Origin of the sequence: Thiomicrorhabdus sp. zzn3 (assembly GCF_029767755.1) — a bacterium.
In the GTDB taxonomy this organism is placed as follows: domain Bacteria; phylum Pseudomonadota; class Gammaproteobacteria; order Thiomicrospirales; family Thiomicrospiraceae; genus Thiomicrorhabdus.
The window spans coordinates 629,191-649,299 of sequence record NZ_JARUQS010000001.1; the positions used below are offsets into that span (position 1 = coordinate 629,191).

Annotated in this window: 21 protein-coding genes; all 21 read left to right on the plus strand. The window is 46.3% G+C overall.

The annotated features are described in order from the left end of the window. The first annotated feature begins 18 nt into the window (after positions 1-18). The 21 genes from fliJ to QCB44_RS02940 all read left to right on the plus strand — a co-directional run bounded on the left by fliJ (position 19) and on the right by QCB44_RS02940 (position 20,007). Positions 19-459: a flagellar export protein FliJ gene (gene fliJ / locus QCB44_RS02840; protein ID WP_279407817.1), complete on the plus strand. Its 441-nt coding sequence runs from the start codon at positions 19-21 to the stop codon at positions 457-459. An 89-nt stretch (positions 460-548) separates the two neighbouring features. Next, positions 549-2,831: a flagellar hook-length control protein FliK gene (locus QCB44_RS02845; RefSeq protein ID WP_279407818.1), complete on the plus strand. Its 2,283-nt coding sequence runs from the start codon at positions 549-551 to the stop codon at positions 2,829-2,831. A 9-nt stretch (positions 2,832-2,840) separates the two neighbouring features. Further along, complete coding sequence (locus QCB44_RS02850; protein ID WP_279407819.1) at positions 2,841-3,851, plus strand: methyl-accepting chemotaxis protein; 1,011 nt, start codon at positions 2,841-2,843, stop codon at positions 3,849-3,851. 42 nt (positions 3,852-3,893) lie between these two features. Then, positions 3,894-4,745: a flagellar motor stator protein MotA gene (gene motA / locus QCB44_RS02855; RefSeq protein WP_279407820.1), complete on the plus strand. Its 852-nt coding sequence runs from the start codon at positions 3,894-3,896 to the stop codon at positions 4,743-4,745. A 28-nt stretch (positions 4,746-4,773) separates the two neighbouring features. Further along, entirely contained in the window at positions 4,774-5,643 is an 870-nt protein-coding gene (motB, locus tag QCB44_RS02860; RefSeq protein WP_279407821.1) for a flagellar motor protein MotB, read from the plus strand. A gap of 69 nt (positions 5,644-5,712) precedes the next feature. Further along, positions 5,713-6,306, plus strand: coding sequence for a flagellar basal body-associated FliL family protein (locus QCB44_RS02865; RefSeq protein ID WP_279407822.1), 594 nt, complete (start codon positions 5,713-5,715; stop codon positions 6,304-6,306). 23 nt (positions 6,307-6,329) lie between these two features. Then, positions 6,330-7,349 (plus strand): flagellar motor switch protein FliM, encoded by a 1,020-nt coding sequence (fliM, locus tag QCB44_RS02870; protein ID WP_279407823.1) that lies wholly within the window; start codon positions 6,330-6,332, stop codon positions 7,347-7,349. Next, entirely contained in the window at positions 7,342-7,797 is a 456-nt protein-coding gene (fliN, locus tag QCB44_RS02875) for a flagellar motor switch protein FliN (protein ID WP_279407824.1), read from the plus strand. The genes fliM and fliN overlap by 8 nt, the downstream gene beginning before the upstream one ends. Positions 7,798-7,799: 2 nt before the next feature. Continuing rightward, a complete protein-coding gene (gene fliO / locus QCB44_RS02880; protein WP_279407825.1) occupies positions 7,800-8,330 on the plus strand; it encodes a flagellar biosynthetic protein FliO in 531 nt (176 codons plus the stop codon). Between the two features lie 73 nt (positions 8,331-8,403). Continuing rightward, on the plus strand, positions 8,404-9,093 hold the full coding sequence (gene fliP / locus QCB44_RS02885) for a flagellar type III secretion system pore protein FliP (protein ID WP_279407826.1): 690 nt from the start codon (positions 8,404-8,406) through the stop codon (positions 9,091-9,093). Then, positions 9,093-9,362 (plus strand): flagellar biosynthesis protein FliQ, encoded by a 270-nt coding sequence (fliQ, locus tag QCB44_RS02890; protein WP_279407827.1) that lies wholly within the window; start codon positions 9,093-9,095, stop codon positions 9,360-9,362. The genes fliP and fliQ overlap by 1 nt, the downstream gene beginning before the upstream one ends. A gap of 2 nt (positions 9,363-9,364) precedes the next feature. Continuing rightward, a complete protein-coding gene (gene fliR, locus QCB44_RS02895; RefSeq protein ID WP_279407828.1) occupies positions 9,365-10,147 on the plus strand; it encodes a flagellar biosynthetic protein FliR in 783 nt (260 codons plus the stop codon). A gap of 1 nt (position 10,148) precedes the next feature. Beyond that, complete coding sequence (gene flhB, locus QCB44_RS02900) at positions 10,149-11,282, plus strand: flagellar biosynthesis protein FlhB (protein ID WP_279407829.1); 1,134 nt, start codon at positions 10,149-10,151, stop codon at positions 11,280-11,282. A 22-nt stretch (positions 11,283-11,304) separates the two neighbouring features. Continuing rightward, positions 11,305-13,395, plus strand: coding sequence for a flagellar biosynthesis protein FlhA (flhA, locus tag QCB44_RS02905; protein ID WP_279407830.1), 2,091 nt, complete (start codon positions 11,305-11,307; stop codon positions 13,393-13,395). Beyond that, on the plus strand, positions 13,396-14,580 hold the full coding sequence (flhF, locus tag QCB44_RS02910; protein WP_279407831.1) for a flagellar biosynthesis protein FlhF: 1,185 nt from the start codon (positions 13,396-13,398) through the stop codon (positions 14,578-14,580). It abuts the gene before it with no gap. Further along, positions 14,570-15,448, plus strand: coding sequence for a MinD/ParA family protein (locus tag QCB44_RS02915; protein WP_279407832.1), 879 nt, complete (start codon positions 14,570-14,572; stop codon positions 15,446-15,448). The genes flhF and QCB44_RS02915 overlap by 11 nt, the downstream gene beginning before the upstream one ends. A gap of 9 nt (positions 15,449-15,457) precedes the next feature. Then, a complete protein-coding gene (locus tag QCB44_RS02920; RefSeq protein WP_279407833.1) occupies positions 15,458-16,186 on the plus strand; it encodes an RNA polymerase sigma factor FliA in 729 nt (242 codons plus the stop codon). A gap of 38 nt (positions 16,187-16,224) precedes the next feature. Beyond that, positions 16,225-16,623, plus strand: a complete 399-nt coding sequence (locus tag QCB44_RS02925) for a chemotaxis response regulator CheY (RefSeq protein ID WP_279409179.1) — start codon at positions 16,225-16,227, stop codon at positions 16,621-16,623. A gap of 90 nt (positions 16,624-16,713) precedes the next feature. Then, complete coding sequence (locus QCB44_RS02930; protein WP_279407834.1) at positions 16,714-17,388, plus strand: protein phosphatase CheZ; 675 nt, start codon at positions 16,714-16,716, stop codon at positions 17,386-17,388. A 120-nt stretch (positions 17,389-17,508) separates the two neighbouring features. Then, positions 17,509-19,488 carry a chemotaxis protein CheA gene (locus tag QCB44_RS02935; RefSeq protein ID WP_279407835.1) on the plus strand — a complete coding sequence of 660 codons (1,980 nt, stop codon included), beginning with the start codon at positions 17,509-17,511 and terminating at the stop codon, positions 19,486-19,488. An 18-nt stretch (positions 19,489-19,506) separates the two neighbouring features. Beyond that, positions 19,507-20,007 carry a chemotaxis protein CheW gene (locus tag QCB44_RS02940; RefSeq protein WP_279407836.1) on the plus strand — a complete coding sequence of 167 codons (501 nt, stop codon included), beginning with the start codon at positions 19,507-19,509 and terminating at the stop codon, positions 20,005-20,007. Positions 20,008-20,109: the final 102 nt, after the last annotated feature.

The following is a 20,109-nucleotide window of genomic DNA, read 5'->3' on the forward strand; positions in this document are numbered from 1 at the left end:
GTTATTCTTGGGGTTTTTGTGAGTTCTCGCATTCAAAAAATTCAGACATTAGTCGGTTTAGCCGAATCAGAAGAGGATAAGGCTGTCAAAACGTTGGCTGAATTGCAGGGACAGTATCAATTGCACGCCCAGCAGTTGGAAATGCTGCGTTCCTATGTTTCAGATTACTCCCCTTGTTCTACCGCTAATGGTTCTACGATCCAGCCGATTCAGGTGCTTTCAACTCAGGCATTCATTAATAAGCTTCAAGATGCCATTACCGCGGAAAGTCAAAAAGTTGATGATTTAGCTCACACCGTAGAGCGCGCCCGAGACATGTGGTTGGAAAAGAGAAGTCGCCTGAAAGCATTGCAGAAATTGCTGTTACGTCTTGAGAAAGATGAGCAGGCCCGTATTAACCGGGCTGAACAGCGCTTTTTGGATGAACTATCCAGTCAGTCTTCTTATCGAAACAGCTAATAATATTCATTTTATATGTTAAGTCTGAGCTTTAGGCACATAGATTGCTTTGTGGATGATGCAGATAAATATCTATGTGGTAAAACGCAATGTTAGAACAAGTACTATTAACCTCAAAAGGCTATGAATCAGCGGCTGCGGATGCCTCTCTACGGCAAAATTTGCCCTCTCGAGGGGGCTTTGCCGAAGTCTTTGGAAGTGCCGTTAATGATCAGGAAGGCGGCGCGCCGGGATTTTTAGCAGGCCTGGTCAAAAAAACATGGTCGGAAAGCGGGAGCCCCGTTGGGCTTTCGGCGGCGTCGCTCGCCCATGTAAATGTCGGTGCACTCGCCGAAGACAGTGGGGTTGATGGAAAAGTAGCGACGTCCGGGGAGGCTGCACAAAAAGAAGCAGGTATTTTTCCGTTCTTAGCGTTTAAGGAGGGGCTGCCTTCGGAATCGGAAGTGGTTGCACCGATTGATGCGGATGCCACTTTCCCCTCCCTAGGCGTGCAAGAGGCTTTATCTGAAGGGGGAGAGTCCGCATTATCTGATGAAGCCGTTTCGCTAAGTGGGGTTGCTCAAGCAGCGCAAAAAGTGGCGGATGTGACGCCGGAGTCTGCAAAAGAACGCGCTCAAGGATTTGTGTTTCATCCTGAGGAACACGAACTGTCTCTCCATGAATCCGGGCGATCAAGCGATGGGGCAACCTTGAAAGCAGGAGAGCACAGTACGAGTGAAGCAGCTGTCCCTGCATCGTCGATCATGAAAGAGCATGCAGTGTCTGCGATTGAGCACGCTAGCAGGGTACAACAAGCCTCTAAGAATGATGGATTGAGTGCAGTAAAACAAGAGCAGCCTAATCACGTGGATATATTGCGCTCACCGAAACGAAATATAGGAACGGTTGCGGAACAGTCAAAAGTAGCACATCTTTATGCAGATGATGAAGTGACGCAATTTGTAAGAGCTCGTTCTGATATTGAAGATTTGAAAGGGTTGCAAGACGCTTCTGCTTCTGAAGAGGCGTCAACACTTCGATCGACCGTGACAGGTTTGCCATTGAATCATTGCCGTGCTGACGATCAGACTGGTGAAAACACCGTTGCTTCTGAGAATGCGCCACAATGGTTCCGCAGTGAAAATCAAAAGCATGCTTTTCTCAATAAGAGTGAATTGCCGTCTATAGAAAAGTCCGCAGCAATCCAAGCCCTTGCTTCAGGGGAAGAGGAGATGGGTGAAGCGGCACTTGCTGAAGTCAAAATGCTGGGGCAGGTAACCCCGATGCCTGCTGGTAGAGTCGGGGCTGCTCTGGTAGAATCCGACGGCTCTGAAAATGCAGATGGCTTGGGGATTGTCGCTAAAGACGAGCTGGAGGGTAGTCTCGAGACTACCGAAGTGACTTTGCAAGCAGATGCCGCCGGTAGCCCTGAGCTGGTGAAGACAGAGTTGGATGCTTCTGCCGAGCAAAGACGTGAGGTGGTTGGCGAGTTCATGGAAAACGCTCCACAGGATGATGCGGTCCTTGCCTCTGCTTTTGGCGCGTCTGAGCACACGGCTGTTAAACAGGAAGCGAAGCCGGATATGACTTCAATGCGTATTAATCTATCTCAGGATGGTGCGGGGAATTCTCACCAGGCCAATAATAGAAGCGCATTAGGTGGCGATTCTGGGCAAAGTGGAATGAATTCGTCCGGGCAGGGACAGCAGCAGTCAGGACAGCAAAATCAAGGACAAGCCACTCAGCAGCAGTTTATGCAGATGGCACAGACGATGGCTCAAAATGTACAAACGGTGCGCCAGCAGAATCTACAACAGAATATTGAGCGAATTGCTACCCAAAACCCGAACGTAGACATGACCGTCTTAGCCTCCGATACAGAGACGACTTCTGATTTAGATATGCTGCATACCACTGTGTCATCGGACAGACGAGGCCAATTGCCTCAAGGGTTGCAGAGTATCGGTTTGCCGGTCAACCATGCTCGGTGGGGTAACTCATTTGGTCAAAGAGTGGTCTATATGGCCAATAACCAAATTCAGCAGGCGCAAATTACCTTGAACCCTGAAAAGTTGGGGCCTGTGCAGATTAAACTACATGTCGACAGAGATCAGCAGGTCCATGTGGTAATGAGTGCTCATCACGGTTCTACGCGAGAAGCGATTGAGCTCGCAATGCCGAGGCTGCGTGAAATGATGGAGCAGGCAGGCGTTGATCTTGGATCCGTGGATGTGAGTGATCAAAGAGAATTTGCTGAAAATATGAATGGAGAGGATGAGACGTCCCAACAACAAGGAAGCAACCCTTCTACTGCAGAATTGGGGATGGAGGCCTCTAATGAAGCCGACGTTACGACTCATACTACCGATAATCTCGTCGACTTTTACGCCTAGGAGCATAAGATGAAAAGTTTTCACAAAACAGCAATGGCTATGGTTCTGTTTTTGCCCACAATGGTGTTGGCCGGTGAAGGCCAAAATACAGGGGTGCCGACTGCAGGCTTTATTGCAATTGCGGTTGGGATTACAACGGTAATAGTGGCTTCGTTGGTTTATTTATTATGGTGTAATAAGTCATCAATTTGTGAGCAAACAGAGCTGCTTGAAGACCTACAAAAGTTATTGAAAACAGGGGAGTTGAGTGCTTCTCTGAAATCGGAAAACACTAATCCCAAACTGTTGAAGAAAATTAATCAGTTGCTCTCAACGGCCCAGGAAAAAATAGACTATGCTGAGCAATCCAAGCAGCAGTTGGAACGACAGGTTTCAGAAATGGAAAGTCAAATTCAAGAGCTTAATCAAACTTTAGAGGCTTGCTATCACCAACAGAATGAAATGGCGGCGAGTGCATCAGGTGTTGAGAATGAGCACGAGAGTTTTGAACTTAAAAATACTTCGGAAAAATTAGCCACTGTGGTTGAGTTATTAAACGAAGGTTCGGTGCAAGGTAAAGAGTCTGTTGACCATGTCATTGAAGAAGTGATTGGTTTGAATGAAGAGGTGACTCACGCCTCTGAGGTTATTAAGCGTTTAGAAGAAGACAGCAGTAATATTGGAACGGTGTTAGTGTTGATTCGAGATATTGCAGAGCAAACCAATTTACTTGCATTGAATGCGGCTATTGAAGCTGCACGTGCCGGCGAGCACGGCCGTGGATTTGCTGTGGTTGCCGATGAAGTGCGGATTTTAGCCGGAAAAACTCAGCAGGCCACGACAGAAATTCAAACGATTATTGAAGAGCTTCAACAGCGCGCTCGTAATGCGGTAGAGGTTATGGAGCATGGCCAACAGCGTGTGGAAGCGACCCAAACTCAAGCGGGTAGAGTTGGGGATGTTTTGGGCCAGATTAATGATAATTTGACTCAGTTGTTAGATGCACAAAAAGCATTGGCTTCAATTGTTCAAAAACATTAAATAAACTCTGAGTGAAAAAGATTAAAACAAGGTAACTCTGGTATGAAAGCAATTGTTGGTACTCTGGTTGTGATAGGAACGCTTTTAGGTGGGTATCTGCCTCATGGTAGCGTTGGGATATTGATCCAGCCGCTGGAAGTGCTGATTATTTGTGGTGGCGCACTAGGCGCCTATGTCATCGCTAATCCTGGATGGGTGATCAAAGCCGGATTTAGCCAGGGCTTAGGGCTTGCCAAACCCTCTCCTTACACCAAAGAGTTACATATGGAGTTGTTGGGGCTGATGTTCAGTCTTTTTAATAAGGCTCGTCGTGAAGGTTTGATGTCAATCGAAGCCGATGTCGAGGAACCTCACTCTAGTGAGTTATTCAATCGATATCCTTTGGTAGCGAAGGATCATCATGCGATTGATTTTATCTGTGATTATTTGCGCTTAATGATCAGTGGCGCTTCGAACCCTTACCAGCTGGAAGATCTGATGATTTTAGAATTGGATCAGCATCATCACGAAGCTTTGATGCCTTCAGAAGCCGTGGGCAAAGTGGCAGAGGGGCTGCCTGCCTTTGGTATTGTGGCCGCGGTATTAGGGATTGTTATCACCATGTCTTATTTGGATGCCGGACCGATGGAAATTGCTCACCATATGTCGGTTGCATTGGTCGGAACCTTTTTAGGGATCTTGGTGGCTTATGGATTTGTTGCGCCTATCTCTAACGACTTGGCTAATAGAGCCAATGCGGGGAGCGCGTTTTACAGTGTGATTAAAACTTGTTTAATGGCGAATTTGAATGGTTACGCGCCTCAGGTGGCGGTTGAATTTGGTCGAAAAGCCATACCAGGCGACATCCGTCCCAACTTTCAAGAACTGGATGAGTATCTTCAAAGCCAAAAATAAGTAGGCTTAACAAGATAAGAGAGTCGCAATGAGTGATGAACAATCCATAATAATTAAGCGGATAAAAAAGTGTCCACATGGTGCACACGGTGGTGCGTGGAAAATTGCATTCGCCGATTTTATGACCGCTACGATGGCGTTTTTCCTATTGCTTTGGGTGTTGAGCGGCGTTAATGATGAAGAGATGAAAGCGATTGCTGAATATTTCCGGGATCCAACGGTGATCGAAGCAACGCCAATGAAGTTGATCGAGTCTGAGAGTAACAGTCCTTCTGACTCCATGATCGATATGGGTGGCTTTCAGGATGCCCCTAAAGGCGAAATTGAAAACTTAGACGGGGCCAAAGAAAAAGAACAGCTTGAATCAACAAAGCGCGCTTTGGAGCAAAAGTTAAATGAGAATCCAACCCTAAATCAGTTAAAAGAGCAGTTAAAAATCGATATTACTCCAAATGGTTTGGAGGTGCAGATTTTGGATGATCGTAAAAAACCGATGTTTGAATCTGGAGTGGACTTGCCTAGGGATTATGCTGCAAATCTGTTAAAAGAAGTTGGAAAAGTGCTTGCTAAAACCGGAAATAAAATCAGCATTACCGGGCATACCGATTCTTCTGCGTATCATCGTAATGCTGAGTATACAAACTGGGAATTGTCGGCAGATCGAGCCAATGCGGCGCGTCGTTTGCTTCTGGATGGCGGGGTAAAAGGGGATCGCATTGCCCAAGTGGTGGGTCTGTCTGATACCGTTCCTTTTGATAAGGAAAACCCTTATAACCCAAGAAACCGTCGAATCAGTATTGTTGTTCTGACCAAAGAAGCGGAAGCGCGCCTGAAAAGTTTAAGTGAAGCCCCGGTGCTAGAGGATTTAAATAAACAATTGGCAAACCCCGGCGGTTAGCTATAATTGGATGGATTTTTAGGTTTATGTGTCTAACTATGTGGACGAAATAGAGTTAAAGGACAAAGAATGGCGGAAGAAGAAGTAAAAGAGAAAAGTGGCGGTGGTAAAGGCCTGATTATTATTTTACTGGTTGTAATGATTCTATTGGTTATCGGTATAGGGGTTTTGGTCTTCTTGCTGATGAGCGGTGGCGACAAGTCAGATGGTAATGGTGCCGCGGATACCGAAATGCATGCTGATGCGAATCATGGTGGAGCAATTGACCCTGAAAATCCAAATGCCATCAGCTACTCACCTAAATACAAACAATTTGATCCGCCAACGCCGGAAACGCCGCCGATGTATTTCACCATGGATAAGTTTGTGGTGAATTTTAACGGTGATGGCCAAGCTAAATTTTTAGCGGTCGATCTTAAGTTTCTTTCATATTATGCCCAGTTGGTTGGGCCGGATGGCGAAATGGAGCACCTGCGTCCTATTCTGAAAAATGATATTCAGCGCCTTCTAAGAAACCAGCATTACAACGATTTAAATACTCCTGATGGGCCCGATAAGCTAAGAGAAGAAATTTTGGCAACGGCCAGAGGCATTTTGGAAAAACATAAAATCTATCCGGATTTATTAGTAGATGTTTATATGACACGTTTTGTCATGCAGTAGGATAGAAAAACAAGGCGCTATAAATGGATGATATTCTAAGTCAAGACGAAGTCGATGCTCTGCTCCGAGGTATGGGGGGCGGTGATATTGATACCGAGGACGATGATTCCGGTGAGAATACATCTGCAAAGGTGTATGACTTTACTAATCAGGAACGCATTGTACGTGGGCGTTTGCCGGCACTGGATATCATTAACGAGCGTTTTGCAAGAGGGTTTCAAAGGCATTTTAATGAGATGGTGATGGCCAGTGTCGAGGTCACTCCTGGCGAAGTCAAAATCATTAAAATGATTGATTACCTGCGAAATCTATTTGTACCGACCAGCTTGAATATTTATCGCATTAACCCTTTGAATGGGGTCTCGCTATTCACTTTGGATTCAAAGCTTATTTTTACAGCGGTAGATATCTATTTTGGCGGTACTGGATTGCTTCCTTTCAAAATTGAAGGCCGCGAATATACGCCTGTAGAAATGAGCATGGTTCGCAGTATTCTGGATATTTCATCTGATAACTTGCGTAAAGCTTGGGGTCCGGTTATGGACATCGAAGTCGAGTATATGCATTCGGAGATGAATCCTAAGTTTGCGGGAATTGTCGATCCAACCGACATGATTGTCGTTAGCCCGATTAATGTTCGTTTTGAGGGGGTTGAAGGGCGTGTTGATATTGTCATGCCCTATGCGATGCTTGAACCGATTCGTGATAAGCTTGAAGAGGGCATGCAGAACTTACAAGGTGAAAGTGATAATCGATGGTCGCGTACCCTGAAAGAAGAAGCTAAGAATATTGAAATAGGCCTGTCCGCGAATTTACTGGAATTGCAGATGAGTATGGACGACCTGGTGAAGATGGAAAAAGGCGATATTATTCCGATTGAAATGCCGAAACAGGTGACGGTGAAAGCGGAAGGAATTGCCATCATGCGTGGCAAGCTTGGTGAAAGCCATAATAAGAAAGCCATAAAGATAGAAAGTATTTTACATCACCCGGCATATCAAGAACGCCGTGTGGACAATGTGAAGGAGTGGTATGATGAGTGATGAAGAAGATTTGAGTGCATGGGGTGATGCTTTGGCTGAACAAGCCGAAGCGGAGGCGGATTCTGACGAATCTGCATCTGCTGAAGATCCTTGGGGTGCGGCTTTAAATGAGCAAGCCGCAGCAGAATCAGACGCTCAGACTTCAACTTTGGATGAGCTGTCTGCAAGCCGTGGTGACAGTTCTGAAAAAGTGGATTTAGATGTTCTATTGGATATTCCGGTCACTTTACAGCTGGAGATAGGGCGAACTAAAGTTTCGATTCGCAATCTGCTTTCTTATACGCAAGGTTCGGTGATTGAAATGGATCGTCTAGCCGGTGAACCACTCGATTTATTGGTTAATGGGACGTTGATTGCTCATGGTGAAGTTGTGGTGATAAATGATAAGTTTGGCGTGCGTCTCACCGATGTTATCAGCCCGCAAGATCGAATAAAGAAGCTTAAATAGCTATGACGGTTTTTCCAATTACAGTAATGTGTACGTGTCTAAAAGTAAGAGGTTCTTTGCAACCTCTTTTTGCGTTTATAGTCACCGTGTTTTCGTCTTCGAGTTTTGCTCAAGAAACGGCTAAAATTGGCGATTCTGTGACTCAGCCGAGCGATTACTTTGTTCAAATTCTCTTTTCTCTGCTACTGGTTCTATTGATCATTTTTGTCGCGGCTTGGCTCTTGCGTCGATATGGTCGTTTCCCCGGAGTTGCTGATGGGAATTTGAAAGTTCTTGGAGCCCTTTCTGTCGGGCAAAGAGAGCGCATTTTGCTGCTGCAGGTGGGTAAGGAGCAGGTGTTGGTAGGAGTAACCAGCAGTAAGATCAGTACCCTCCATCAGTTGCAAGAGCCCGTTTCTATGCCACAATCCGAAAGCAACAACATTTCATTTTCTCAAAGGTTTCAAGAGGCTTTAACGCCGAAGCGGGCGGTTAACTCGGGCGCTTTACAAGAGGTGGAGTCTGCAGTGGCGGAACAAAAGAGTAAGGGATGACGTAACCACAGTGAAAGTCTTTAATTCGATTCTATTTGCACTTCTTGCGTTATTTCCTGTGTTAAGTTGGGCCATGCCAGGAATCCCGGCATTTACGGTTGAAACGGATGCGGCAGGTAACCAAGATTATACTTTAACCATCCAGATACTGTTGCTCATGACCGGGTTAACGCTGCTCCCAGCAGCGTTAATTGCCATGACCTCTTTTTTAAGGATTATTGTTGTGCTAGCCCTGCTGAGACAGGCGTTAGGTACAATGCAAACCCCTTCAACCAAAGTACTCATTGCTTTAGCCTTGTTTTTGTCTCTTTTCATTATGTCGCCGGTGCTAGACAAGGTATATGATACGGCGGTAGCCCCATACCTGGATGAACAGATTCAGTTTAAGGAAGCTGTCGAGAATGGCGCCAAGCCGATGTATCAGTTTATGTTGCAACAGACGCGAGAAGACGACTTGGGGATGTTTGCAGAGATGGCAGGTGTCACGCTTGAGGATCCACAAAATATTCCTTTTAAGGTTTTGATTCCTGCTTTTATGACCAGTGAACTGAAAACAGCTTTTCAGATCGGGTTTATGCTGTTTATTCCGTTTCTGATTATCGATCTTGTGGTTGCCAGTTTGCTTATGTCAATGGGGATGATGATGCTTTCCCCAATGATCATTTCATTACCCTTTAAACTGATGCTGTTTGTCTTAATTGATGGCTGGGCACTGGTTATGGGAACATTGGCGAACAGCTTTGTTGTGCCGGGAGGTGTCTGATGCAACAGGATATGGTTTTGAGTCTTGGCCAAAAAATGCTTGAAGTCACAGCGATGCTGGCTGGACCACTATTAATACCAGCCTTGATCATTGGTCTTCTGGTGGGAATGTTTCAGGCAGCGACCCAGATTAACGAGATGACTCTAAGTTTCATTCCCAAGTTGGCTATTGTTGGGATAGCCTTGGTTATCTTTGGGCCTTGGATGCTGACGACGTTGATCTCTTTTACTCGGGAACTGTATGAAAATATTCCCGCATTGATTGGGTAACTATGACCTTTAGCTATACCGAATTTTTGCAACTGCTGGGATTGTATTTCTGGCCGTTTGTCAGAATCGGTGCCATGCTTTCCATTCTCCCTCTATACAGTGTTTCTGTGGTTACCCCGCAAACCCGTATTATTCTGACGTTATTGATTACTCTTGTGGTTGCCCCGAATTTAACCCTGCCGCCTCCGGTAGACCCCTTTACTTGGATGGGAGTGTTGTATCTTGTTCAGCAAATTTTGATCGGCCTGGTAATGGGAACAGTCTTCTTGATTGTATTTCAGGCATTTGTGATGGCGGGGCATTTGATCGCGACGGCGATGGGGCTGGCATTTGCACAGATGGTAGACCCAGCTACAGGGGTAAACTCTCCTATTGTTTCTCAATACTTTACCATTATTGTGACCTTGTTGTTTTTAGCGCTAAACGGTCATCTTCTGGTGATTCAAGTGGTTGTAGACAGCTTTGAATATTTGCCCATCGGAACTAATTTTTTAACCCAGCAGAGCCTGCGAGAGGTGGTCGAGTTTGGCGGTTATATGTTTTCAGCAGGTGTTTTGGTGGCCTTACCTGCGGTGACGGCATTATTATTGATTAATGTGGCTTTTGGTGTGGTAACGCGTGCCGCACCAGCGCTGAATATTTTTGCTGTCGGTTTTCCGGTTACATTGTTAGCAGGCCTGGTCATGTTATCCTTGACGACGCCGTTGATTCTGCCTCATCTTCAGGAAATGATCCATCGTTCATTGGATCTGATTTCCGGTCTTCAGTTAAACACAGGTAACTAAGATGGCTGAAAACGAAGACGGTACAGAAAAATCCGAAGAACCCACCGAGAAAAAGCGGCGAGAGGCCAGGGAAAAAGGCCAGATACCGCGTTCTAGGGAGTTGACAACCTTACTGTTAACGCTCTCTGCGGCCTTCTTTTTACTGTTTTATGGTGGGCAAATGCTATTGGAGGTTCAGGCGATCGCGATCAAAGGGTTGAGCTTTGATCGTGATCATGCGTTTGATCTACTAAAAATGTGGGAGCTGATTCAAAGCATGTTGCTCGCTTCCATTTATATGGTATTGCCATTTATGCTGTTGATGGCGTTTATCGCTATTGTTTCTCCTTTGTTGCTTGGTGGCTGGGCCTTCAGTGCTAAAGCAATGGCTCCCAAGCTCAGTAAGTTGAATCCAGTTTCTGGCATCAAGCGAATGTTTTCGTTTAAAGCGTTGTTGGAACTGGTGAAAGCATTGGCCAAATTTACGTTGGTGATTGCGATTGCAACTGTGTTCTTATATATGGTGTTTGCCGAGCTTTTGGGCTTGGGGGCAGAACCTCTTAAACAAGCCTTGGCACATGCCGGTACCTTGATTATTCAAGCGTTTATTTTTGTAAGCCTTTCCTTAATTATTGTTGCAATGATTGATGTGCCATTTCAGTTATGGGACCACAATCGACAATTAAAAATGACTAAGCAAGAAGTCAAAGAGGAGTTTAAACAACAGGAAGGTAATCCGGAGGTTAAAGGCCGTATTCGCCAGGTTCAGCGCGAGATGTCACAAAGCCGTATGATGCAAAATGTTCCACAAGCGGATGTGATTGTCACCAATCCGACCCATTTTGCAGTGGCTTTGAAATACGATGCGGAAAGCATGCAAGAACCGGTTGTATTGGCGATGGGAGCCGATTTTATGGCCAGTCAGATTCGCACCATCGCTCGGGAGCATGATATTCCGATTATTGAAGCACCACCACTGGCCCGTGCGTTATACTATAATGCGGAAGTGGAAAGACCAATTCCGTACGAGTTATTTAAAGCGGTCGCAGCTGTACTGGCTTACGTCTATCAATTAAAATCTGGCGGCCGAGTAACGGATACAAACTTTAAAGATTTACCGATTCCGGAAGAGATGCAAGCCGAGTCGAGTGAATAAGGTACAGTGATATAAACACATAATGGATTTTCAACAGCTTCTGGCCACTATCAGGCATAATTTGACTCGCGGATTGGGCGTGCCCATCGCTGTCCTTGCATTGTTAGGGATGGTAACGATTCCGCTTCCTCCAATGCTGTTGGATGTTTTCTTTACCTTCAATATTGCGCTTTCTCTAGTGGTACTGATGGTAACGCTTTATGCAAAGCGCCCGTTAGACTTCGCGATTTTTCCGACCATTATTTTACTGGCTACTCTGTTTCGCCTAGCGCTGAATATTGCCTCTACCCGTGTCATTCTGTTGGAGGGGCATCAAGGTGGCGCTTCAGCCGGCCACGTCATTGAGGCGTTTGGTGAGTTCGTGATCGGTGGTAACTTTGCCGTTGGTTTGGTTGTCTTTGCTATTTTGGTTGTCATCAATTTTGTGGTGATTACCAAAGGGGCTGGCCGTGTCGCCGAAGTGAGTGCACGTTTTACATTGGATTCCATGCCTGGTAAGCAGATGGCGATTGATGCCGATTTGAATGCAGGGTTGATTACTCAAGAGCAAGCGCAAGAAAGACGTCGGGAAATCGCTTCAGAAGCCGATTTTTATGGCTCGATGGATGGGGCGAGCAAGTTTGTTCGCGGTGATGCCGTCGCCGGGATTATCATTCTTTTTATTAACTTGATCGGTGGTTTTTCCATAGGGATGGGGCAGCACGGTCTTGGCTTTGGTGAGGCGATCCAGGTTTATACTATTTTGACCCTGGGGGATGGGTTGGTCGCACAAATTCCCGCTTTACTCCTGTCAACGGCAACCGCGATTATTGTCACCCGGGTCTCGGGTGATCAGAAAGAGATGGGCGAGCAGATGCAGATGCAGATGTTCGCCAACCCACGCTCTCTTGGGATGACGGCGGGTATTGTCGGTGTTCTGGGGTTGATTCCTGGGATGCCAAATTTAGCGTTCCTTTCGTTTGCCAGTGTGGCCGGGGCCGGTGCTTACTTGATTCACCGTAAACAGCAGCAGGCGCCTACGGAAACAGCCCAACCAACAGAAGAAGCCGTTGAGGAGAGCAAACCACCTGAACTGAGTTGGGAGGATGTCCAAGCGGTTGATATTTTAGGTTTAGAAGTCGGATACCGTTTGATCCCAATGGTGGATCAAAGTCAAAACGGACAGCTTCTGGATCGGGTAAAAGGGGTGCGGCGCAAAGTTTCTCAAGAGCTTGGGTTTTTGGTTCCCCCTGTACATATTCGCGATAACTTGGACCTAAAACCAAACCAATATAGAATTATGCTCATGGGGGTAAACCTCGGTGAAGGAGAGGTCTTTCCTGATAAGGAATTGGCGATAAACCCCGGACAGGTTTTGAGTGAGGTTCCGGGAATTACCACTACCGATCCGACGTTTGGATTGGAAGCGGTTTGGATTGATGTCAAAGATCGCGAGCAAGCGCAGGCATTCGGTTATACCGTGGTGGATGCGAGTACGGTGGTCGCCACACATATTAGTCAGATTGTTCAGGATTATGCTTTCGAGCTGTTGGGGCATGATGAAACGCAGCAGCTGTTGGATAAGTTAAAGCAGTCATCGCCTAAGTTGGTGGATGAACTGGTACCGGATCGCTTGTCATTGGCTACGTTGGTTAAAGTGTTGCAGAATCTCCTGCAGGAAAAAGTGTCTATTCGCGATATGCGCACCATTCTGGAAGCATTGACGGTTAAAGCGCCGATGACTCAAGATGCGAGTGAACTCACTCAGCATGTCCGTTCGGCTTTAGGTCGTTCCATCGTGCAGGATATTGTCGGTAACGCTTCTGAGTTAAAAGTGATTACGTTAGAGCCAGGGTTGGAACAGTTGTTGCTGCAAGCTACCCAAGGGGCGCCAGAAGGACAATTGGCAATTGAACCCGGTTTGGCAGAGCGCTTGCATGCAACGCTGAAAGAAGAGTCTCAGAAGCTTGAGATGGAAGGGCAGGCAGCGGTTCTGTTAGTCGCTCCGCAAATTCGTGCGCAGTTGGCAAGGCTGTTCCGTTACAGTTTGCCGACATTACATATTTTGGCGTATTCTGAGGTGCCAGAAAACCGACAGATCAGTGTGGTGGCAAATGTGGGACAGGGAGGCTAAGTGAAAATTAAACGTTACTTTGCTCCGTCTATGCGGCAAGCCATGCTGTTGGTTAAAGATGAGTGCGGTGAAGATGCCGTCATTCTTTCAAGCCGGACCACGGATGATGGGGTTGAGGTGGTTGCAGCCGCAGATCCGGAAGCGCAGGATTACCAGCAAAAACAAGCGGAACAAAAATTTGGAAGTAGCTTTGTCTCGCCAGAGATGCCTTTGATGCCTAATGCCGAAACGGTGAGTTCAACATCGCCTAACTCGGCAGAGCTGTCAAGTATGGCCCAGGAGTTGAAGCAGGTCCGAGCCATGCTGGAGAATCAGCTCTCAGGACTGGCGTGGGGGCATAACGAACGCGTCAACCCAGAGAAAGTCGCGTTGATAAAGAAATTAGTGAAACTGGGTGTTGGCTGGTCGCTAAGCGAAAAGCTTGTCGACTCAGGTTTGCAATATGGTCACCAGGCCTGGTCAGAAATTCTTGCGGACATTGAGCAAAGAATTCCTGTGGAAGAAAGAGATGTTATTGAGCGTGGCGGAATCGTCGCTTTAGTTGGGCCAACGGGGGTTGGGAAAACCACAACGATTGCTAAAATGGCCAGTCGTTTTGTCATGCGAAACAGTCCATCTGAGCTCGCTTTGATCACGACCGATTGCTATAAGATTGGTGCTCAAGCACAGTTAAAAACGTTTGCCGACCTGATCGGTGTGCCAGTGCATGTTGTTAACTCCCAAGGTGAGCTTTACGCATTATTGGCTTCGATGAGTAGCAAAAAACTGGTTTTGATCGATACCGCCGGGATGAGTCAAAGAGATTTGCAGCTGTCGCAACAGTTGACTTCTGAACACGAAGGGGTCAGTAGTGTCCGCAATTATTTGGTGATGTCGGCGGCCACGCAGTTAAATGTAATGAAAGACATTGTCAAGTCGTTCGGAGCCGTGGGCTTGAGCGGTTGTATTTTAACTAAAGTCGATGAGGCTTTGCAGTTAGGCAATATTTTAACGGTGTTGATCGAGCACAAATTGCCTTTGGCTTTTCTGTCCGAGGGGCAGCGTGTTCCTGAAGATTTAAACCCGGTAAATCCACGACAGCTGATTGATCGCGCGATCGTATTAGGTCAACAGAATTCGCAGATTGATAATGATGAGAGTGCATTCCTGATGGGAATGGGAAAGGAGATAAGTGATGCTCAATGACCAAGCAGCCGGCTTGCGAGCAATGCAATCAAACCAAGTGCAAAGTGCTACACCAGCCGCTAAGCCCGTGCGAGTGTTGGCGGTTGCGAGTGGTAAGGGGGGAGTTGGGAAAACCAATGTGTCCGTTAATCTTGGGATCTCATTAAGTAAATTGGGCAACCGAGTCTTGTTAATGGATGCGGATATGGGGCTAGCCAATGTCGACATTATGCTCGGCTTACAGACTCGTTATAATTTGTCTCATGTGCTTGATGGTGAAAAAACACTTAAGCAGGTTATTGTTGAAGGGCCAGCAGGTTTGAAAATCATTCCGGCCGCTTCTGGGGTCAAGCGTATGGCTCAATTGACCGCTATGGAAAATGCTGGAATAATTAACGCGTTTTCGGAGCTGAGCGACGAATTAGACGTGCTTATCGTGGATACGGCTGCGGGAATCGCCGACAGTGTCGTAAGTTTCTGTCGAGCTGCGCAGGAAGTGATCGTGGTTGTGACTGATGAACCGGCTTCTATTACCGATGCCTATGCACTTATTAAAGTCTTAAGTCGGGACTATCAGGTGACGCGTTTTCGTTTGTTGGCCAATATGAGCCGATCTGAGAAGCACGGGCGCCAGCTGTACGAGAAATTAGCAAAAGTCAGCGAACAGTTTTTGAATGTATCATTGGACTATTTGGGGTCCGTCCCTTTTGATAATGATTTACGAGAAGCCGTTCAAAAGCAGGTTCCGGTGACGGTGGGTAAACCCCATAGTTCGGCTGCACAGGCGTTTAAAGAAATGGCATATGAGATTGATTCATGGCCGATACCTCAAGGCGCTACAGGCTACTTGCAGTTTTTTGTCGAAAACCTATTTCAATCAGGTCATTAGGAAACAGGCATGAGCGCAACGGATCTATATAGTGCGGTTCAAAGACAGGGAGCACAACGCTCCCATAATGATTTAGAGCAGTATCTACCGTTGGTCAAGCGTATTGCGTACCACATGAAAGGGCGTTTGCCGGAAAGCGTCTTTGTTGATGACCTGGTTCAGTCAGGCATTATTGGTCTAATGGAAGCGATGCAGAAATTTGATGCCAGCCAGGGGGCCAGTTTTGAAACCTATGCCGGAATTCGTATTCGCGGAGCCATGTTGGATGAGATTCGCAAGGGCGATTGGACGCCTCGGTCTGTACATCGAAAATCCCGAGAGGTCAGCGATGCGATTAATCGTATTGAGTCTCGCAATGGCCGTGAAGCCAAAGACGATGAAATTGCTCAGGAATTAGGGGTTTCGATTACCGAGTACCATGCCATTTTGCAGGATACGACGGGAGCGCAGTTACTGTCGATTGATGAACCGGACCATGATGAGTTGTCAGAAGATCGAATCACAAGTTCGTCTTTGACGCCGTTTGCTGAATTGACGGAGTCGGGTTTTCAAGAATCTCTGGCGGAGCAAATTGGCCAGTTGCCTGAAAAAGAGAAACTGGTTATGGCTCTCTACTATGATGAAGAATTAAATCTTAAAGAAATTGGGGAAGTGCTTGGGGTGAGTGAATCACGAGTGAGTCAGATTCACAGTCAGGCCATTAAGCGCTTACGATCCAGATTAGCGGACTGGATGTAAAGGATTAGAAAAAGGACGTTAAGGGAAACGATATGCAAATTAACAGAGATATGAATATTTTGGTTGTAGATGATTTTTCAACCATGCGTCGTATTGTTAAAAACTTATTAAAAGAGTTAGGGTTTAGTAAGTTTGACGAAGCAGATGATGGCGCAACGGCTTGGCCAATGGTGCAGTCAGGCAAATACGACTTTATCGTCAGCGATTGGAATATGCCGCAGATGACAGGAATTGACCTGTTGCGTCACGTGCGTGCCGATGAGAAACTGAAAGACACGCCTTTTCTGTTAATTACGGCTGAAGCCAAGCGTAGTCAGATCCTGGAAGCGGCTCAGGCAGGTGTTGATGGTTATATTGTTAAACCATTTACAGCCGCGACGCTAAATGAAAAAATTCAGAAGATTTTTGAACGCGTAGCCGAAAAACAAAATAAATGATTCGTTTCGGTTTTCGTTAATTCAAGATAAAGAAACCCCGTCTGCAAGTGTTTGCAGAAGGGGTTTTTTTTTGACCAGAGGAAGGAACTCATGACATTTTCTACAGATATTCACGTTGATAAGGTTCGTGCTTTGTTGCAAGCAATGGAAGCGGGTGATGAACGCTGTACCGTTGAAATATTGGATGACATTACTCAGATTCGCAAGAGTGAATTGCACCAGCAGCTCAGCGAGTTGACAAAAAACTTGCATCAAACCTTGGATGATCTGGATGTTGATACACCGGTGTTGCTTCACGCCAAGCATGACCTTCCTGATATTACCGAGCGTCTTCAATATGTGCTAAATGAAACTCAGAAAGCCAGTGATAAAACCCTGGGCTCATCTGAGAATACCTTAGGACTGCTGGAAGAGGTTGGCACAATGCTCGAAGGTTCAGATGAAGTGTCAAAAATCCAACCTCTGCTCGATCAGGCGAGCCAGGAATTAACCAATATTATGTTGGCACAGTCATTTCAGGATTTAACGGGACAGGTTTTGAATCGCGTTATTTTGATTGTGACGGAGCTGGAAGAAAGTCTGAAGGCCCTTATTGAGCGTTCACGTCATGATTACGACGCCATTCCGCAGAAAACACAGAGTGAAGCCGAGCAGAGTGCCGAGCACGAAAAAGGAGTCGGCCCGAATGTCACGGCAAAATCAAAGTTGGATGCTGTCGAGTCGCAAGCAGATGTGGATGATCTGTTAAGTGATTTAGGAATTTGAGATCTCGATTTTCATGTATACGGTGAATTCGTGGCATGAGTTTTGCTGTAAGAGCCCTATAGATCAGAGTAACAATCCAATCACAGCTTTGAATAGCTGATGAGAGATGAGGTATAGGTTGTGGATGAGGATATTTTACAGGATTTTTTGGTAGAAGCGACCGAACTGGTTGATCAACTGAATGAGCAGTTGGTTGATCTGGAGCAGGCGCCAAGTGATCGAGATTTATTGAACGCGGTTTTTCGTGGTTTTCACACCATTAAGGGGGGGGCTGGATTCCTCGGTATTACTCCCTTGATTGAGGTCTGCCATCGAGCGGAAAACGTGTTTGATAAAATCCGTAATGGCGACGTGGAATATGATGCCGTTGTGGCCGATGTAATTTTGAGAGCATTTGATGTGATTAGTGATTCCATCGAACAACTGAACAGCGGAGCCAGAGACCTGCCTGAAAATGACCAGGGCTTGTTGCAGGAGCTGGATGCGATTACCAAAGGTCAGGCGGTACAAGAAGTTGAAACACAAGCAGATAATGCAGCCACAATGACAACGGATATTAAACTGGAACTTCCAGAGGGGGTTGATCCTGATGGTGAGATTTCGGATGACGAATTTGAAGCGTTGTTGAATCAAAGAGATATGCTTTCTGAAGCATCGTCCTCTTCCCCGCAAATTCCTGAAGAACCTAAATTAGAGTTGCCGGAAGGGGTCGATCCAGATGGAGAGATTACCGATGATGAGTTCGAGGCCTTACTTAATCAAAGAGATTTAATGGATTTTGCACAGGTTGATGAAACGCTTTCAATGCCTGAGCCTGCTTCTGAACCGGTGCCACAGGCAAAACCTGCCGATACAAAACCTGCCGCTCCTAAGGAGTCTGCACCGAAGCCCTCGGTCGCTCCTGCGGGTCCTGCTAAAGCGTCCAGTAAAAATACAGCCGAATCAACGGTTCGTGTCGATACTCGTCGTCTTGATGAAATTATGAACCTGGTAGGTGAGCTGGTGCTGGTGCGCAACCGCTTGCTCACGTTGAGAACCACTCAGGGAAGCAGTGAAGAGTTATCGAATGCGGTAGCCAATTTGGATCATGTTACTACAGACCTGCAAACTTCTGTCATGAAAACCCGGATGCAACCGGTTAAAAAGGTATTCGGGCGTTTTCCACGGGTGGTACGTGATTTGGCACGTAAGCTTGGTAAGGAAATTGATCTTGAGCTGGTCGGTGAAGATACTGATTTAGACAAAAACCTGGTGGAAGCTCTAGCCGATCCTTTGGTGCATTTGGTCCGTAACTCGGTTGACCATGGTATTGAGATGCCACAAGATCGAATTGCTGCCGGCAAGCCAGAAAAAGGCACGGTCATTTTAGCGGCTCAGCAAGAAGGGGATCATATTCTGTTGTCGATTACTGATGACGGTAAGGGGATGGATCCTGATGTACTGCGTCGCAAGGCGGTGGAAAAAGGCTTAATGGATGAGATGACGGCGAATCAGCTGGATGATAAAGCCGCCTTTGAATTGATTATGTCGGCCGGTTTTTCTACAGCGGAGCAGATCAGTGATATCTCAGGGCGTGGCGTTGGGATGGACGTGGTCAAAAGCATGATTACCAAGCTGAACGGCAGTATTGATATCCACTCCGTGTTGGGAGAGGGGACTCGCATGAGTATTCGAGTTCCTTTGACATTGGCGATTTTGCCAACCTTAATGGTGGCTTTTGATGAAGATAATTACGCCATTCCTTTAACCAGTGTCCAGGAAATCTTTGATTACGAATCCGATAAGATCAATATGATTGACGGGCAAATGATGGTCAGATTAAGAGAGAAAAGTATTCCACTGTACTTTTTATCAGAGTGGTTAGCGCCTGAAAAAGTCAAAGAGGATTATGATGGCGACAAGGTCGTCATCGTATCGATTGGCAATCAGCGTGCTGGTTTAGTGGTTGAACAGGTAAACGGTCAGGAAGAAGTGGTTATTAAGCCTCTGGGCATGATGCTTAAGAAAATTTCTGGCTATGCTGGTGCCACGATTACCGGCAACGGCAGTATTGCGTTGATTTTAGATTTACCTGGTGTTATCCAGCGTTTTCAGTATTAATGGAGAGGTTTATAAACGATGGAATTACAAACAGCCTTACCTGAAAATAGCGGCTTAGCAACCGGGTTGGAAGAGGATTCAACCTATATCGGGCCGAGTGCGCGTTGTGTGCTCTTTACCTTGCAAGATGAAATTTACGGCATTTATGTTAAAAAAATTCGTGAAGTGCTGCGTGTAGGAACGATTCGTAAGGTAGCCGGGACGCCGCCACATGTGTTGGGAGTTATTAATGTCCGTGGTGTGATTGTCACGGTGGTTGATACACGCACCATTTATGGAATGCCGAGCAAGCCGGTAACGGATCTATCGCGCATTATTATTGTTGAGTTGGATGATGAACAGACCGTGGGCATGATGGTGGATTTCGTGATGGAGGTAAAAGACATTCCAGAAAGTAAATTTGAACCGCTGTCATCGACAAAAGAGAATGCATCCCGCTACATTCAGGGAATTGCGCACTATCAGGATAATGTGATCATTTTGATCGACGTGGACAATATGCTTATGAACTTTGAGTAGTCGTTGAAAACAGTTCTTACTGGTGATGAAAAAGCCCCGTTTAACGGGGCTTTTTCATATACTGATTTGCAGTCCATAGAGACTCAAAGTCTCAGAATAGAG